At 60.4% G+C, this 16607-nt stretch carries 11 protein-coding genes; 6 read left to right on the forward strand and 5 right to left on the reverse strand.

The window, feature by feature from the left end; translation table 11 throughout:
* Positions 1 to 26 precede the first annotated feature (26 nt).
* Together NW856_RS06730 and NW856_RS06735 are read right to left on the reverse strand one after the other, a co-directional pair.
* Positions 27 to 1292, reverse strand: coding sequence for an alkaline phosphatase (locus NW856_RS06730; protein WP_414399591.1), 1266 nt, complete (start codon positions 1290 to 1292; stop codon positions 27 to 29).
* Positions 1293 to 1622: 330 nt separating this feature from the next.
* On the reverse strand, positions 1623 to 4001 hold the full coding sequence (locus NW856_RS06735) for a DUF3488 and DUF4129 domain-containing transglutaminase family protein (RefSeq protein ID WP_414399592.1): 2379 nt from the start codon (positions 3999 to 4001) through the stop codon (positions 1623 to 1625).
* A 192-nt stretch (positions 4002 to 4193) separates the two neighbouring features.
* Here NW856_RS06735 and uvrA point away from each other — a divergent pair, with 192 nt between their 5' ends.
* From uvrA to NW856_RS06755, 4 genes are all read left to right on the forward strand, one after another.
* Complete coding sequence (gene uvrA, locus NW856_RS06740; protein ID WP_414399593.1) at positions 4194 to 7097, forward strand: excinuclease ABC subunit UvrA; 2904 nt, start codon at positions 4194 to 4196, stop codon at positions 7095 to 7097.
* A gap of 223 nt (positions 7098 to 7320) precedes the next feature.
* A complete protein-coding gene (locus tag NW856_RS06745; RefSeq protein ID WP_414399594.1) occupies positions 7321 to 9561 on the forward strand; it encodes a hypothetical protein in 2241 nt (746 codons plus the stop codon).
* Positions 9562 to 9611: 50 nt separating this feature from the next.
* Complete coding sequence (locus NW856_RS06750; protein ID WP_414399595.1) at positions 9612 to 10931, forward strand: NAD(P)/FAD-dependent oxidoreductase; 1320 nt, start codon at positions 9612 to 9614, stop codon at positions 10929 to 10931.
* Between the two features lie 65 nt (positions 10932 to 10996).
* Positions 10997 to 11704, forward strand: a complete 708-nt coding sequence (locus NW856_RS06755) for a glycerophosphoryl diester phosphodiesterase membrane domain-containing protein (RefSeq protein ID WP_414399596.1) — start codon at positions 10997 to 10999, stop codon at positions 11702 to 11704.
* A 58-nt stretch (positions 11705 to 11762) separates the two neighbouring features.
* Here NW856_RS06755 and mnmA read toward each other — a convergent pair whose 3' ends face one another.
* Together mnmA and NW856_RS06765 are read right to left on the reverse strand one after the other, a co-directional pair.
* Positions 11763 to 12869 carry a tRNA 2-thiouridine(34) synthase MnmA gene (mnmA, locus tag NW856_RS06760; RefSeq protein ID WP_414350891.1) on the reverse strand — a complete coding sequence of 369 codons (1107 nt, stop codon included), beginning with the start codon at positions 12867 to 12869 and terminating at the stop codon, positions 11763 to 11765.
* A 102-nt stretch (positions 12870 to 12971) separates the two neighbouring features.
* On the reverse strand, positions 12972 to 13721 hold the full coding sequence (locus NW856_RS06765) for a HEAT repeat domain-containing protein (RefSeq protein ID WP_414399597.1): 750 nt from the start codon (positions 13719 to 13721) through the stop codon (positions 12972 to 12974).
* 224 nt (positions 13722 to 13945) lie between these two features.
* On the opposite strand from NW856_RS06765, the gene NW856_RS06770 reads away from it, so the two are divergent.
* Positions 13946 to 14830, forward strand: a complete 885-nt coding sequence (locus NW856_RS06770; RefSeq protein ID WP_414399598.1) for a hypothetical protein — start codon at positions 13946 to 13948, stop codon at positions 14828 to 14830.
* A 221-nt stretch (positions 14831 to 15051) separates the two neighbouring features.
* Here the strand turns inward: NW856_RS06770 and NW856_RS06775 are convergent, their stop codons facing one another.
* A complete protein-coding gene (locus NW856_RS06775) occupies positions 15052 to 15639 on the reverse strand; it encodes a hypothetical protein (RefSeq protein ID WP_414329849.1) in 588 nt (195 codons plus the stop codon).
* A 307-nt stretch (positions 15640 to 15946) separates the two neighbouring features.
* Between NW856_RS06775 and NW856_RS06780 the strand changes: the two genes are divergently transcribed.
* Positions 15947 to 16607: hypothetical protein (locus NW856_RS06780; RefSeq protein ID WP_414399599.1), on the forward strand; the 661-nt coding region annotated here is incomplete at its 3' end.

A 16607-nucleotide genomic window follows, 5' to 3' on the forward strand; every position in this document is an offset into this window, starting at 1 on the left:
TGGCTCAAATGAAAGATCAACACAACCTAGGGCTTCAGCTCGCTGGGGATGCGCTCCCCGAAGAGCACGAAGTAGAGAATCCGATAAATGTCCGTGTTCAGGATCCCGGTGGTCGGCACCAACTCTTGGGCGTTCAAGCCCGCAGCGCGAGCAATGACTCCACTGCCGACGTCATCTCCGCTAGCCCAAGCCACGGCAAAGGGAAAGCGCTTGCCATTTTTGTCGGGAGCGGAAATGAACGGCTTGCTACCGGTGCCGTCAACCCCGTCAATGGGGGCACCACTGCCTTCGGGGTCAGTAGGGGGCAGCGGCTCCTCGGCGGATTCGATATCCACCAACTGCATCCCGCCGGCGTTGCTGTCGCTGGTGGTGATCATGAAGGTCTTGGGATTCTTCTCGATAAAGTTGAGAATCACCCCGATGGCATCGTCGGCCCGCTTCATAGCCTCCAGGCAGCCAGAGGCATTGAGGTTATTGCACATGTTGTCGGTGCCCTCTTCTTCGATGACGGCGAAGAAGCCCTTGGGATTGCGGGAGATCCGCGCCAGGGCAAATTCGGTCATCTCGGCAATGGTGGGGGCGCTGGCGATGTAGTTGGGCAGGTTTTGGGCGCGCAGCTCTTCCTCTGGCTTGTCGTAGAAGGTGTCCTCCACGTTGAACACCCCCAAAACTTTGGAAACATCTGCCGGCAGCTTGAGCAGCTCGTCGCGGGTGTAGACAACGGCGTACCCCTTTTTCTTGGCCTCCTCAATCAGGTTGCGGCCATCCTTGCGCTTCCCTTGGCCAAAGCGGCCCTGGACACCTTCCGGCAGCAGCCATTCCTCGCCAGCGCCGAGGATGATGTCTACCCCTGACTCCACCACCTGCAGGGCAATCTCCTCATAGTCGCTGCGCTTGGCAGCTTCGGCAACGAAGGCAGCCGTCCCCGGCTCAATGATGGATCCCGTTTGCACCAGAGCCGTACCCAAGCCTGCCGCCACAGCCTCTTCCATGATCGTGTTCAGGGTGCCGTTGGCAGAGGGGTACTCTTTGCCGTCCGGATCCAACCCAAAGCTCTTGGCGTGGACACGAGTTCCTGTGGCATGGGTCACCGCTCCGGCGTTGGAAGTTCCCCCAAGCTGGTCGAAATGGTGCCCGCGATAGGGGGCAATCACGGGAAGACGATCCCAGTTCAAGAAGCCATCTGGGCCCTTGTAGAGAATGCGCGTAATGTCCCAGTGGGAAGCTGAGGTTCCATCTGGGTGAAAGAAGATTGCACCGTTGCCGGTTGGCTTAGGCGCCGCTTGAGCCACACTAGAGGAAAAAACTGACGAGGACAGCAGACACAAAGTTGCAGCCAAAGCCGCCCTCAAAGAATAGCTACGCATAGCTAACACGCCCTTGCTCGTTCGAAGCTGAACGTTAGAAACGTAACACAGCTTCAGATGAGTTTGCAAGGGCATAGCAATGCAGCAGCGCGAAACGTGCCTGAAGCGAGTGCGCCACTGAGCGATTTCCCCGTCTGACAGTGCAGCTTACGGGGTCTATAACTAACGTTAACTATCTCTTAACTGTCTCATAACTGTCAAGGCTTCTCGCAGGGCTTTTGGGGTACCTGTTCTAAGGCGCAGCCGTCCCTCTCGTCAAGTGGCTCTTCTGGAGGTGATGGCGGGGTTTTTGGCCAGTGGCTGCCATGCTTGCCTAAGCTGTCTGAATTGCTGTTGCCAGCGCTGCAATTCGCCCGCCTCCAACGGGATCCCACCGAAGCGCACCTCCAGGTAGCGCTCCAAGAACTGGATGGCCACCTGGGCTTGTGGTAAGTCGGAGTGGCGCAAGTGTTCCAGGCAGGCCTCAGGGCCTAGGTGGGCTGGGATCCCCACCGCCGTCGCCAGATCCCGCAGTTGCAGATAAAGCCTTGAGATAAGCTGGCGGCGCTGCTGCGACTTGGGTAGAGCCGCCGGGATCCAGCGCATCCCAGCAAAGGCCAGACTCGGTAGCAAGAGGCCAACCATCCAGGTGGGCCAGGGGGGCGGAGGCTGCCACAGGGATCCCAGCAAAACCCCATTGCCGGCAGTGGCCAACAGAATCCACCCCCCATCCTGCCAGCGCACGGCCTGATAGCGGCGGCGGCGGCCCCAATAGGCCATGGATCCGGTGATCAAAACCACCCCCAACACCGGCAGGCCATTCTGCTGCAACGTTTGCCCCAAGGCAACCAGGCTGCGACGGAAGCCAGCACCGATATCCTCTCGATCCGGAGAGGCGGCTACAGCGCTGGCCATCTCCTGAATCTGCCGCCAGATCTGCCGCTGGGTGGATAGGTCGTACTGGATGACGTACTTAAACCAGCGGAAGCGCAAGCTGTCGTAGAAATCTTGAAGGGGATCCCACCAGCTCTGCCGCTGACTAACATTAGCCTCTGCCGGCGTAGCGTCAAAGATGACCCAGCCGTAGGGGCCAAAGGGGATCTCCGTCCAGGAATGAGCGTCGGCATTGCGCACTGCCAGATAATTTTCCTGCGCCACCCAGCGCCCGCCCAAAAAGCCATTCACCATCCGGGCCGGGATGCCAATGCTGCGGGCCAGTATCGTCAGGGCTGTGGCGAAATATTCGCAGTGGCCCCGCCGATGGGTGAACAGAAAGGCTTCCAAAGGCGGTTCAGGGCCGGGATCCGGCAGATCGGTGGTATAGGCGTAGTTCTCCAGCAGGTAGTTCTGCAAAGCCGTCACCTTGCCAAAGACATCGGGGATCCCAGCGGTAACGTCTTCAGCCAAGGCGGGAATGCGCGGATCCAGGTCTGCTGGCAACTGCAGATAGGCTGCCTGTTGGACTGGGTCGAGAGCACTGAACAGCTCCGCGTGGCCTAGCCGGCGCAAGCGCGGGCTTAACTCCCTTGAGATCCGGCTCCGGGCGCGGTAAAGATGGGGCACCTGCCGAGGCAGAGAATGGCCAACATCTCCGGTCTCGCTCAGGATGAGGCGGCGATTCTGCCGTTGCCAAGCTTGTTGCACCGTCGCTGCTCCGCCCCGCTCCAGCCATTCCATCTCCACCAGCGGGGCCACCCCAAAAACGGTGTTGGTGGCCAGCGGCTCCAGATAGATGAGCTGCTCCAGGGGGAGAAGCAGCAGGTCGGGAGCAGTGGGGATCAAGCTGGAGGCAGAGAGATCAAATACCCCTGCTGCGTTGGGGAAAATGGGGATGAAGCGGTCTAGCGTTCGCGACCAGGCCCGTCCATCGTAGCGATCGAAGCTGATCCCGCGCCAGTAGAGGGACTCCACACGGGGCGGCACCCCTGCCGGAAATTCCACCCGCATGACAACGGTGTTATCGGTTTTGAGGGTGCCGAATGCTCCCAGGCTGACTTCCTCGGCAAAGCCGGTGGTCATCACCGGGGAGCGGGCCTGGCGACCCAGAATTCCTAAACTGACCCGCGGGAACAAGAAAAACAAAGCCACGGACAGGATCACCGCCAGCAAAGCCAGGGATCCGAGAAAGCCCAAGAAGTTGAGGTCGATGCCACGGGTTTGGCTGGCTGCCTGCGGGTGCTGCTCTGCTTGCAGGCGCAGGTGGTAAAGGGTGAGGTTGATTAGCCCTACCCCCACGTACAGCAAAAACAGCAGCCCAAAGCTGATGTCTTCGTTGAACAGGGTGGCAATGGCCATCAGCAGCAGAGACAGCACCGCCAACTGGATGTGATCGGCTGCCCGTTCCCGCTGAAACAGCTTGGCCCCTGTTAGGTAAAGCACCAAGCCAATGGCCCCATCGGAAAAGGCAAGGATCCCGGAGATGACCAAAGCCAGCAGGCTGAGCAACACCGCCACCGTCAGAGGCATCCACAGGGGGGCATAGCGGGCAAAAGCAATCCTTGGCGGCTCCCAAAACCAACTGCAGGCCCCTGCGGCCAAGCAAACGGCAATGACCGGTGGCGACAGAGCCTGATCCCCCAGACAAAGGGCCGTGAAGGCGATCCCCACCAACAGGTAAACAAACACCTTTTGAACGGATGGCAGTGTCCAGGTCATGGCCCTTGGGGGTCGATCTTTTCCAGCATAGCCAAGTCTTTTTTGCTACCGGTTTGTCGTCCCCTGGTCGGCTGGGATCCCCTTCTGGACAAAGCGAAGGGCATTAGAATCGTTAGCTAAGAATCGTTAAGATTTTGTTACTCGCCGGTCTCGACGGGATGCCTGTGACACGCTGCGCGAAAAGGTGGTGAGATGTCCAGCCAAAACGAAATTCACGTGGTGGGGGCGCGGCAGCACAACCTCAAAAATGTCAACCTGCGGATCCCGCGCGATCGCCTGGTGGTATTCACGGGCGTCTCCGGATCGGGCAAGTCCTCCTTGGCTTTCGACACGATCTTTGCCGAGGGACAGCGGCGCTATGTGGAATCCCTCAGTGCCTATGCGCGGCAGTTTTTGGGGCAACTGGACAAGCCGGATGTGGATCGCATCGAAGGGCTGAGTCCGGCCATCTCCATCGATCAAAAGTCCACCAGCCACAACCCCCGCTCGACGGTTGGCACCGTTACCGAAATCTACGACTACCTGCGGCTTCTGTACGGAAGAGCTGGGATCCCGCACTGCCCCCATTGCAACCGGGTGATCGCCCCCCAGACGGTGGATCAGATTGTGGATCAGATCATGGCTCTGCCGGATCGGACGCGGTTTCAGTTGCTCTCGCCGGTGGTGAAGGGGAAAAAGGGCACCCATGCCAACCTGTTGCAAAGCTTGCGCCAGCAAGGGTTTGTGCGCGTGCGCATCGACGGCCAGGTGCGGGATCTGAGCGAGGAGATCGAGTTAGCCAAAAACAAAACCCACACCCTTGAGGTTGTGGTGGATCGGCTGGTCAAGAGCCCCGACATAGCGGAGCGACTGGCCGATTCTCTGGCAACCTGCCTGCGCCAGTCGGGAGGAATTGCGGTGGTGGAGCTGCTGCCGCGGGAAGAGGAGCGAGAACAGCTGCTGCAAAAGGTGGCCGAGTCGGCGGGGCAATACCTGAACAGCAAGCCAACGGAGCTGATTTTTTCTGAGCAATTTGCCTGCCCGGAGCACGGTTCGGTGATGGGCGAGCTGTCGCCGCGCCTGTTTTCCTTCAACTCGCCGATTGGGGCCTGTCCTGTCTGCCACGGGCTGGGTTTTGAGCCCATCTTCGACCCCGAGCGGATCGTGCCCGATCCCAAGCTCCCCTTGTACGCGGCCATCGCCCCTTGGTCAGAGCGGGAGAACCCCTACTATCTGGCCCTGTTGGCAGGAGCCGCCAAGGCTTTTGGCTTCGACCTCAGCACCCGCTGGTGCGATCTCACCCCCCAACAACAGCAGATCATCCTCTACGGTGCAGACCAGGAGGTCTACATCGCCGAGGTAGAATCTCAGTACCGAGGCCGGGGGTACTATCGCCGCTATGAGGGGGTGATTCCCCAATTGCAGCGGCACTACCAGGAAACCACTTCCGAAATCTATCGGCAAAAGCTGGAAGCCTACCTCACCTACCGTCCCTGTTCCGCCTGTGGGGGATCCCGTCTCAAGCCGGAAGCTCTGGCCGTGCGCATCGGCGGCTACCGCATTACCGATCTCACCGAGATCTCCATCCGCGACTGCCTGCACCGCCTGGAGCAGTTGAAACTTACCCCGCGACAAGTGCAGATCGGCGAGCTGGTGCTGCGGGAGATCAAAACCCGGCTGCAGTTTTTGGTGGATGTGGGCCTGGACTACCTAACGCTGGCCCGCCCGGCCATGACCCTCTCCGGCGGCGAGGCGCAGCGGATCCGGCTGGCCAGCCAGATGGGCTCCGGCTTGACGGGGGTGCTCTACGTGTTGGACGAACCCTCGATTGGCCTGCACCAGCGGGACAACGAGCGCCTGTTGCAAACCCTGTTTCGCCTGCGAGATCTGGGCAACACCCTGATCGTGGTGGAACACGACGAAGAAACCATCCGTGCCGCCGACCACATCGTCGATATCGGCCCTGGGGCCGGCATCCACGGGGGGGAAGTGGTGGCCCAGGGATCCCTGGCGGACATCATGGCCTGCGAGCGCTCCATCACCGGAGCTTATCTTTCGGGGCGGCTGCGGATCCCTACCCCTGCGCAGCGGCGGGCTGGGAAAGCGGTTGCCCTCAAGCTCACCAATGCCCACAAAAACAACCTCAAGCACATCGATGTGGAGATCCCTCTGGGCAAGTTGGTCTGTGTTACAGGCGTCTCCGGCTCCGGCAAATCCACCTTGGTCAACGAATTGCTCTACCCTGCCCTGCAGCACCATCTTGGACACAAGGTGCCCCAACCCGCGGAGATGGGAGAACTTGAGGGCATCGAACACATCGACAAGGTGATCGTCATCGACCAATCTCCCATTGGCCGTACCCCCCGCTCCAACCCTGCCACCTACACGGGTTTGTTTGATCCCATCCGCCAAACCTTTGCCCAAACCTTGGATGCCAAGGCCAGAGGCTACCCATCCGGCCACTTTTCCTTCAATGTCAAGGGGGGGCGCTGTGAAGCCTGCAAAGGGCAGGGGGTGAACGTGATTGAAATGAACTTCCTGCCCGATGTGTACGTCACCTGCGAAGTCTGCGGGGGCAGCCGTTACAGCCGCGAAACCCTGCAGGTCAGGTACAAGGGCAAGAACATCGCCGAAGTCCTGGATATGACGGTGGGGGAGGCGCTGGAGTTTTTCGCTGCCCTGCCTCCTGCCGCCAAGATCCTGCAGACCTTGGCCGATGTGGGCCTCGATTACATCAAGCTGGGCCAGCCAGCTCCTACCCTCTCCGGTGGGGAAGCGCAACGGGTCAAGCTGGCCGCAGAACTGGCCCGCCGCTCCACCGGCAAAACCCTCTATCTGCTGGATGAGCCCTCCACCGGCTTGTCTTTTTACGATGTCCACAAGCTCTTGAACGTCCTGCAACGGCTGGTGGATACGGGCAACACCGTGCTGGTGATCGAGCACAACCTGGACATTCTCCGCTGTGCCGATTGGATCATCGACCTGGGGCCAGAGGGCGGCGACCGCGGCGGCCAGATCATCGCCGTTGGCACTCCAGAACAGGTGGCTGAGCAGCCCGGATCCCATACAGGGCGATATTTGAAGCAGGTTTTGCAACAACATCCCCCAGGTCGCTGAGCAACTCAGCCTGCTCCAGGGAGAAAGTTGACCGAAAGCGGCTGTCGGGATCCCCTTTCGCTTTTTGCTCTGCTCACCTCAGCCATGGCGGTGGAGGACTGATGCGGCGAGGACTCTATCCCACCCAGGTGCTCCGCACCGTGAACGCAAGGGTGAACGGTTAGCCTGAGTCTCACGTCGCTATGGCATGATGGGTCGGAAAGCAAAGGTTCGTACTTTCCCCATGGTAGGGCAGACCCTGGGTGGCCGCTATCAGATCTTGGAAGCACTGGGATCCAGCGGACAAACCTACTTGGCACAGGATAGCCATCATCCTGAGCGGCTTCGGGTGGTGATCAGGCGCTGGCAGGCCGGCCAAAATGCTCCGCACCGCGAACACAGTGAGGACTCCGCCTCGCTACGGCATCTCTTTCAGCAAGAAGTGGCCCTGCGGGAGCACCTGGGATCCCACGAGGGTATCCCCCGCCTGTTGGCCTGCTTTGAGCAAGAGGGGGAGTTTTATTGGGTGGAAGAATGGGTTGAAGGGCCCACCCTGGAACAAGCTCTATTGCTAGGTAACGCAACCGAGAGGGGCCAGCTAACGACTCCGTCCCGCCAAATGCACTGCCATTGGGGGCACGACTGGACAGAGGCTGAGGTACGAGCCTTGTTGCAGGATGTGCTGCAAACCTTGGCCTTCCTGAATGGGGAAGGGGTGAGCTGCTGCAACCTGCAGCCCTCTCGCTTGATCTACCGTCAGGCGGATGGCCGATGGGTGTTGTTGAAGTGGGGGGGTGAGGAACAGGGTCTGGCTTTTTCCGGCTCTGGCTTCGGGAACCCCTATGGCCCCAGGCATTGCAGCGACCTCTATGCTCTTGGGCTGATTGCCCTGCAGGCCCTCTGCGGGATCCCGCCCCAGAAGCTGTTTCGCGACCCGTTGACGGGGGAGTTGCGCTGGCACGATCTGGCCTCTACTAGCGCTCCTTTTGCTGCTTTTCTGGATCGTTTGGTGAGCTGCAACCCACAACAGTGCTTTCCTTCAGCAACAGCAGCTCTGGCCGCTTTGCAGGCTTTGCCCCCCGCCGAGAGCCCCCCTGCCGCCGAACTCCTGTCCCAGCCCAGCCCTGTCGCCGCCGAGCCCTTACAGGAGCCAACCACCCCACCGCGTTCTCCGGTATCGCTGCGGGCGCGTCCCCGGATCCCACCGGTTTGGGCAGGAGGCAGCTTGGCGGCTTTGCTGGCGTTGACGGTGGCAGGGGTATGGCAGATGAGGGCGAACCTTGGCCTGCGGGGGGAGCCCAAGGATTCTGTCCCCCTCACGAGAACGGGATCCTCTAGCCCGGCAAAGCGCAACGGCCTGGGACTCCGTCCTACTCGCGAGAACGGTTCTCATGCCTCCGTCCCCACCGCCGTCACGGTCGCGGAAGCGTCGCGTAGCGATAACGACCCGGCAGACTGGGCCAAGTCTTTGCAGCTCAAGGCTACGCTGGAAGGCCCTGTCGCCGTCACTGCTCTGGCCATCAGCCCGGATGGAAATCTCCTTGCTGCCGGGGGAGACGACGGCGTGATCCGGCTTTGGGATCCCCAGGCTGGCCAACTGCTCCAGAGCTGGGCAGGCCACGAGGGATCCGTTGAGGCACTGGCCATCAGCCCAGATGGTACCTTTTTGGTGAGTGGGGGGGCAGACAAGACGGTACGGGTCTGGGATCTGGCGACCCTGGGGGATCCGGCTCTCTCGCCTGGGGATGTGCTGGCGCGGCTGCAGTTGCAAGGGCACACCGGGTTGATCAACAGTGTCGCCATTAGCCCCGATGGTCGTTGGATTGCCAGTGGCAGCGCCGACCGCACCATCCGCCTTTGGCAGGCCGACAACGGCCAGTTGATCCGCACCCTGGCGCCTCCCACTGCTGCCGCCCAGGAGACCCCTCAGAGGGCTGGCATTACAGCAGTGGCCTTTGGCCCAAGACCTACCCGTATGAATACTTCCCACCAATCTGAAGGGATCCCCCCTCGGATCTTGGTGGCCGCCAATGGAGATCCCACCGTTCACCTTTGGGATCCTGGCAGCGGGGCCTTGCTGGAAACCCTAAAGGCCGACTACCCCATCGAGCAGGTGCTTCTGAGCCCAGATGGCCGCTATTTGCTCGCTGGCAGTACCGGTGGCATCTTGGTCTGGAACTTGGGCACGGGATCCTTGGAGCGCACCTTGCCCCAGACTTTGTCTGGCTTGGCCGCCCTTGCCCTCAGCCCTGATGGCCGCTTGCTCGCCAGCGGCACCGATTACCGCGCTCACCAGATCAAGCTCTGGGATCTGCGCAGCGGAGAACAGTTGCGCACCCTGGGCGGCCAGACTTGGATGGTGAGCGTCTTGCTGTTTGGCCCCGGTCGCGGAAGCGTCCCGCAGCGATATGGGCAGACCCTTCTCAGTGGTGGCGCCGATGGCTCAATTCGCATTTGGGGGCCAGCCGACCCAGCTCAGCCCTAGTGGGATCCAAGCAGATAAAATACTCGACGAAGAAGGGATCCCGGCAGAGCATGGGCAAAGTTGTCATCATTGGGGCGGGGCTGGCCGGCTTGGCTTGCGCCAAAGTGCTGAGCCAGGCGGGGTGGAGGGATGTCCTGGTTCTGGAAAAAAGCGACGGCCCTGGGGGGCGGGTGCGTACCGACAAGGTGGATGGCTTTCGCCTGGATCGCGGTTTTCAGGTGCTGTTCACCGCCTATCCCAAAGTGCGACAGCATTTGGATCTGGGCAAGCTCGATCCCCGTCCCTACCGGCCCGGCGCTATTTTGGCTCAACCCGGTCGCTGCTGGCTGTTGGGGGATCCCCTACGGGATCTGTCCAGCCTTCTCCCCTCTTTGCTCAACCCCTTGGCCAGCTTTGGGGACAAGCTCAAGGTGCTGCAATTGCGATCCGAGCTGGCGCGCCGCAGCCCGGAGCAGGTTTTTCAAGAAGGGCTAGGGGGATCCGATTGCTCGCTGCGGGAGTTTCTGGAGCAGTACGGCTTTTCCCAACAGATCTGCCAGCACTTTTTCTACCCCTTTTTCCGCGGGATCCTTCTAGATCCGGATCTGGGCAGTAGCGCCCGCCTCTTTGCCTTTTATTTCAAGATGATGGCCGAGGGATCCATTGTCACCCCGGCCTTGGGCATGGGAGAACTGGCCCGACAACTGGCCGGTCACCTGTCCCCCGAACAGATTCGCTACCAAACCCCGGTGGAGCGCATCCTGGCAGAAGACGGGAAAGTGCGCGGGATCCGCACCGCCAAGGGTGAAGAGATCCCTGCCGAGTGGGTAGTTTGTGCTACTGATGCCCCTCAGGCACGGGCCTGGCAGGCGGAGCTGTGCCCTCAAGCCCCCACCCCCATTCCCACCCAGGGGCGAGCGGTGACCTGTCTCTACTTCTGCGCCCCCTTTTCCCTCAGCCGCGGCGCCTACTTGTACCTCAACGCCACCGGCCAGGGCTGGATCAACCATTGGGTCCAACTTACCCGCATCAGCCCGGCGCTGGCTCCTCCTGGCCAACACCTGTATTCGGTGGTGGTGCTAGGGGATCCCCCCTTGAGGGACGAGGAACTGGCCCAAGCCTGCCGGGCCGAGCTGCAAACTTACTTCCCCGTCGCGGCAGCGTCGCGTAGCGATAAAGCCCCCTTGGAGCAACTGCGCCTGCTGCGGGTGTACCGGATCCCTTTTGCCCAGTTTTTGCAGCCGCCTAGCTTCCAGCAGCATTTGGTTCCCACCTATAGCGGTCTGCCAGGCCTTCTCTGGGCTGGGGAATACACCCACCAGAGCAGCATCGAGGGATCACTGCGCAGCGGCGAACAGGCAGCGGCGTGGATTCTCCAAAAATCGGCGTAAATCTGTACAAAGCAATACAGACTTTCTTAAGCCTATTCCCAGCAGCAAAGCCGGGATCCCGTGGTATGAAGGGGGTGGACTTGGTTGCCCACGAGGATCCCTCTGTCATGCAAAACGCTACCCTCAGCCCCATCCCGCTCCTGCAGCGGTCATTCGAGATGGCGGGCCCCATCTATGGGCCGCTGCTGATCCTGGCCTCTCCTGGCTTTATCATTCCCATCGTTGCGGAGCTGATCCCGCTTGCTGGGGGGATCCTCAACTTGGCCTATGGCCTGATTGGTGCGCCCATCCTGGCAGGGGCAGCCTTTTGGCTGGTGGATCAGCACTTGAAGCAGCGAACTCCCCCGCTGGGCAACAGCCTGGATCGGGCTGTCTCCAAGGCAGTGCCTCTGGTATTCGGCAGCATCCTGCTGGTGTTGATTGTCTCGCTGGGGACGCTGTTGTTTGTGCTTCCCGGCATCTACTGGGGGATAAGGCTGGCTTTCACGCTCTGCGCGATTGTCCTGGAAGACAAAGGTGCCACGGAAGGGTTGGGCTACAGTTGGAACCTCGTCAGGGGCCGTTGGTGGGGGGTGTTTTGGGCATTTCTGGCTGTGGGTTTGATCTTCGGCATCGCGAGCCTGATTTCGTTTTTTGTTGGGGGGATCCTGGGAGATACCCTAGGTGCGGCTGTGGTTGGGAATGCTGCCGCCACGGCAGTTGCGCCTATCCTCAATATCTATACAGTGCTCCTGTTCCGATCCCTGCAGCAGCTGCAAGCGCAAGCAGCGTAGTTTGGCTTGCCCTCACCCCCAATCCTTCCCCCCTGGCGAGAGGGAAGTTGCAGTTGGCCTAGGGAGAAGGGCGCTCCAGGATCCCTCCCCCCAGCAGGAGATCCCCGTGGTACCAGACGGCGGCTTGGCCAGGAGTGACCCCAAACTGCGGCTCGGCAAACTGCAGCTTTACCCGCTCTGGCGATTCCGGGATCACCATGGCGGGCACTGGGGGGGTACGGTAGCGCACCTGAACCTCAACAGCCAAGGATGCCGTCGGCGCCGGGATAGAGACCCAGTTGACTTGGCTTACCCACGCTTCAGCCTGGGTAGCCTCCTCCCGTTCCCCCACAACAACGCGGTTCATGGCCGCATCGATGCGCACCACGTAAAGCGGACGGGAAGAGGCAATCCCCAACCCCTTGCGCTGGCCCACCGTGTAGTGGTGGATGCCCTCATGGGATCCCAGCACTCGCCCCTGGGTATCGACGATTTCCCCTGGCCTTTGCCCAAGGTACTGATCCAAAAAGCTCCGCATCGAGCCATAGGTTTCAATCAAGCAGAGATCCTGGCTTTCGGGCTTGTCGGCTGTAACCAGCCCGTAGCGGGCAGCCAACTGACGGGTTTGGGCCTTGGTGTACTCGCCCAAGGGGAAGAGGCTATGGGCTAGGTGCTCTTGGCTGAGGTCGTAGAGAAAATAGGACTGATCCTTCTGCCGATCTACCGCCCGCAGGAGTTGGTAACGTCCTAGCTCGGCGTTAAAGCGCACCCGTGCGTAGTGGCCGGTGGCCATCTGCGAGATGCCCAGCTTTTCGCGGGCATAGGCCAGCAACGGGCCGAACTTCACCGTTTTGTTGCATTGGGAGCAGGGTAGAGGGGTAATGCCCTCCGCGTAGCCGGCTACCAGGTAATCGACAATGTTGGCCTGGAACAGCTCGCGGCTATCCACCACATGGTGCGGGATCCCCAGCTGCTCACAAACAGCTGCCGCATCCACCAAGCCTTCGGTGCAGCACTGGCCCTTCCCCCTCATGAGCCAGAGGGTGACCCCCTCCACGGCATAGCCCTGTTCCTGCAAAAGGGCCGCCACCGTAGAGCTATCCACACCCCCAGAAAGGGCCGCCACAATGCGGGGCCGCGACGGGGATGCAACAGGTGAAACCGATGAGTGGGGGCTGATAACCATTGAGACAAGGGATCCTAGGAAAAGAAAGGCTCAGCCGGAAACAGACGAGGCCTCTCTCTGGGAATTGGGGAACCCGGAACAAGCTGAGCCGGGATCTTTACTTTAGCCTTCCTCAGAATTGGCTGGCCCGGATCCCTTCTCAGGGGTGGTTTCTGAGATGCCCCTTTGCCGCAAGCGCCGCAGCGAATCCAGAGCCGCCGCCGCAACGCTATCGTGGGGATCCCTGGCCAGGTAGTTGAGAGCAGAAACGCTCTTGGGAGAGGGCAAATTGCCCAGCGCTTGGGCCAGCCGCTGCCGCACCAGCCAGTCTTCCGATTGGGCAAACTCCAGAATCCGATCCAACGCCCGCAGATCCCCCAATTCCCCCAAAGCCGCAATGGCCGCTTGCTGCAGCAACACCTCCGGCCCATCCAAGGCTCGCAGAAGCACCTCGTAAGCCCGCGGATCCTTCAAGTTCCCCAAGGCCACCGCCGCGCTGAAGCGCACCAGCCACTCCACATCTTCGTAAAAGGCGCGCACCAGGGCCTCAAAAGCCCGCGGATCTTCCAAATAGCCCAGGGCACCTGCCGCGTCGGCGCGAATGCCATAATCCGGGTCTTGGGTGAGGATTTCCAGCAATTTGGGCAGACAGGCGTCTGTTTGCTTGATCCCCAGGGCAAAGACGGCAAAAGAGCGCACCTGCAGGTTCTCATCGTCGATGACCTGCAAAATCAGCGGCACCGCCTGCTCTGCCGGCACATCCCGCAACTGGGCCAAGGCCACCATCCGGTCCGCAGAACGCGGGCTGCGCAAGCGTTGAGCGATCTCCCGTAAACGGGCGGGGTTGGCGGGATCCAAAGCAGAGACAGTCATGGCGTTAACAAATATTTACAATCTTTCTTCAGTATGGCAAACGAGGCTGCGCTTGGACAGAGGCCGTCTTTGTCTGGCCCGGTCGGGATCTCTGGGGACATGGTGCCACTGTTTCGATCGACAAATCCTAGCACTGTTGTCGAGAAAAGCAGGTTGACTTGGCCCCATCACGAAGATTTTGGATATTTTGGTGGAGAGGATACGAGGCTCTCCCGGTGGTCTCTATGCTGAAATCGCTGCCTGCTCGCCCATTGTCCTGCTTTCTTGTAGCCGGCCTGCTGTTGGCAGGGGGCATTGCGTTTTTGGCCCCCCGTTGGTTCCCGGCTCTGGCCAACGAACAGGCTGTTCCTGAGGCCGAACTGGCGCTTCGGCCCCTCTTGCCTCCGGGATCCCGGATCCTCAGCTCGCGGCGATTGAGCGACACAGAAGCGGAAATTTGGGTGGAGTCTCGGGGGGGAACCAGCCCTGTGATCATGCGGCTGAATGCTGCAGGGACTTGGGAACAGGATATGAGCGCCACCTTGGCCCGCGGAGCCAGCCAGATGCAAGCTCTCGCCCGGCAACAAACGGTGAACTTGCCTGCCGGCTTTGGCCAGACCGCCCCCGATCAACCCCCGCCGCCGGTGCCCTCCCTTCTGCAGGCTACCCAAGCTGCCTCTAGCCTGATCCCGCCAGTGGATCGAGAGCAGGAAACCCAGCGGGCCTTGAGTGGGGCTGGCCGTGTGGATCCCTTTGTGCCCCAGAACATTCGCGCTCCTGAACCGCAGATTGTCCTGCCGCCCCTGCCTCCACCTCCGGTTTTGCCCCCTCCTGGCAGCGGCAATGGCGCCCCTGTAGCCGTGGCTACCCCGATCCCAACGCCTACCCCTGACCCAGCTGCGTTTGCCCGCAGTGTACAGGTTTCCGGGATGATACAGATTGGCGGCGAGTCCTTTGCTCTGGTTTCTGGCCCAGGTGTCATTCCCGCTGTGGTGCAGGCCGGGCAAAACTACCAAACCGCCAAGGTGGCCGGAGTATTGGTGCCAGAGCGACGGGTTGTGCTCTCGGAAGGGGGAGAAACGGTCGTGAAGCAAATGGAAGACACCAGCGTGATTGTAGGTGCGCCCTAGCTTCAGCAGCAGCAAGACACCGACGGTAGAACGGGCTTATTCCAAGTAGCAGCCAACTAGCAGTAAAACAGTTGGCTGGCTTGATTCCCAACTCCCCCTTCCAGAGGGGACGGGGGCAAGGGTCAGAGGCTACTTGAACGGGCTCGGAACAACCCTAGTTGGAAGATAGGAGTTGCCAGATCTCCAGATCCCGAGATCTTGGCGGCAAGGCCGAGAAGACTTCAAAAGCGGGGTTCGCTGCTGAGGCGGGAGGGCTGCTGTTTTAGGTAGCGCAAAAACTCCCGCAGCTCGGCGTCGCTGAGTTGGTGGCGAGATTTCTTCTGAAAGCGACGTTCCAAAAACTCTTGTCCTTCCTTGCGGCCCCAGCCAATGCGCTGCATCTCCACATCCGTTTGGGCAATGATGTCCGACAGATCATCCCCATAGGCCGCCGGCTCACTTAGACCGGGCAGCTCTGGGGAACTTGGCTTTGCAGGGATCCCTATCGACTCGGGGGCTGGAGAAGCAGGGGAAGACTGAGCGTGTCCGTTGGCCAACTCAGGAGTTGGCAGATAAGGCACCCTGGCGGCAGCAGAATCCATGCCCAAACTCAAAGAGGAAGTGGGGCGACCAAATCCTGCGTGGTGGAGGGCGCGCTTCAAGGCAGCATCTTCCGCCTCTTCGACGGTGTTCGAGCCAGCCATGCCACTGCCCAAAACCGTGTTGTTCACCACCACCTGGGCTCTGACGATGTAGATCCCTTCTTCCACCCGCAACAGATCGGTGAGCAAGCTGCCCATGGGGTACCGCTCTCGAAAGTCTTGGATCATGTTGGCGTCAGAACCTGTTGCTGCTGAAGCTCTGAGTACAAGCTAGCCCGAAAGTTAACTTGGCATCCAGATCTCAATCCAATCCCACCCTCAATATCGACATTGAATTGATATAAAGCGAGAGATCTCAACAAGAGGGAGCTGTCCGAGCAGATAACATCCCGGCTGGTGAGGGTATGCTATGGCCAAGGAATCCAGTTATATTAAGCAAGCGTCAACCCACGTGGCTGGCTTGGAAAACCTGAATTATCAGCAGCTCAGCCTTGACTCTTAGCTCTATTGTCGGCGCCAAGACAGATGGGGGACTATGGCCAGCGATACCATCGGGGTCAGCTCAGCGAGTTTGGGACGGGCAGCCATTCGAGAGCGCAACTACGGCACTGCTTTGCAGTTGCTCCGGCGAGCTTATCGTGCGGATCCCAGCCCAGAGAATGCCCGTTGGCTGGCCACCGCCTACGAGGAGGCGGGTTACCTTCAATTGGCCGCTCTGTACCGAGAATTGGCCCAAGAGCGCAGGGAGACTCCCAAAGCGATTCAATTTCAAGCCCCCAAACCTCCCAGCACCCTTGAGGAGCTAAAGCAGCCATCTCCTGAACCGCCGGATCGCAAGACCATTCCCTTGCCGCAGCCGATCCCACGCCCAACCCCACCCGCATCTCCTCCGGATCAGCCAATTTGGGTTTACAAGCCCACCCCCATCGATCCCAAAAGCATCAGCCGCCAAGCGCCCCTTCGACCTCAAGCTGCAGAGCCTGCCCCTTCCCCTCAACCATCGGCGGAGAGGGACGACTATCTGCCGGTTCAGCACGCCCCGGATTTGAAAAACCCGCAGCAGGGATCCCCCTTTGTGCGGCGACTGAACCAACTGCATCGCCAGTTTAAGGATCAGCCCACAGCGGAACTGGCGCTACAACTGGCGGAAGCCTACGACGAGCAAAAGAACTTTAAAGAGGCCCAGCGCTACTACC

This window comes from Synechococcus sp. R3-13, from assembly GCF_047462195.1.
In the GTDB taxonomy this organism is placed as follows: domain Bacteria; phylum Cyanobacteriota; class Cyanobacteriia; order Thermostichales; family Thermostichaceae; genus Thermostichus.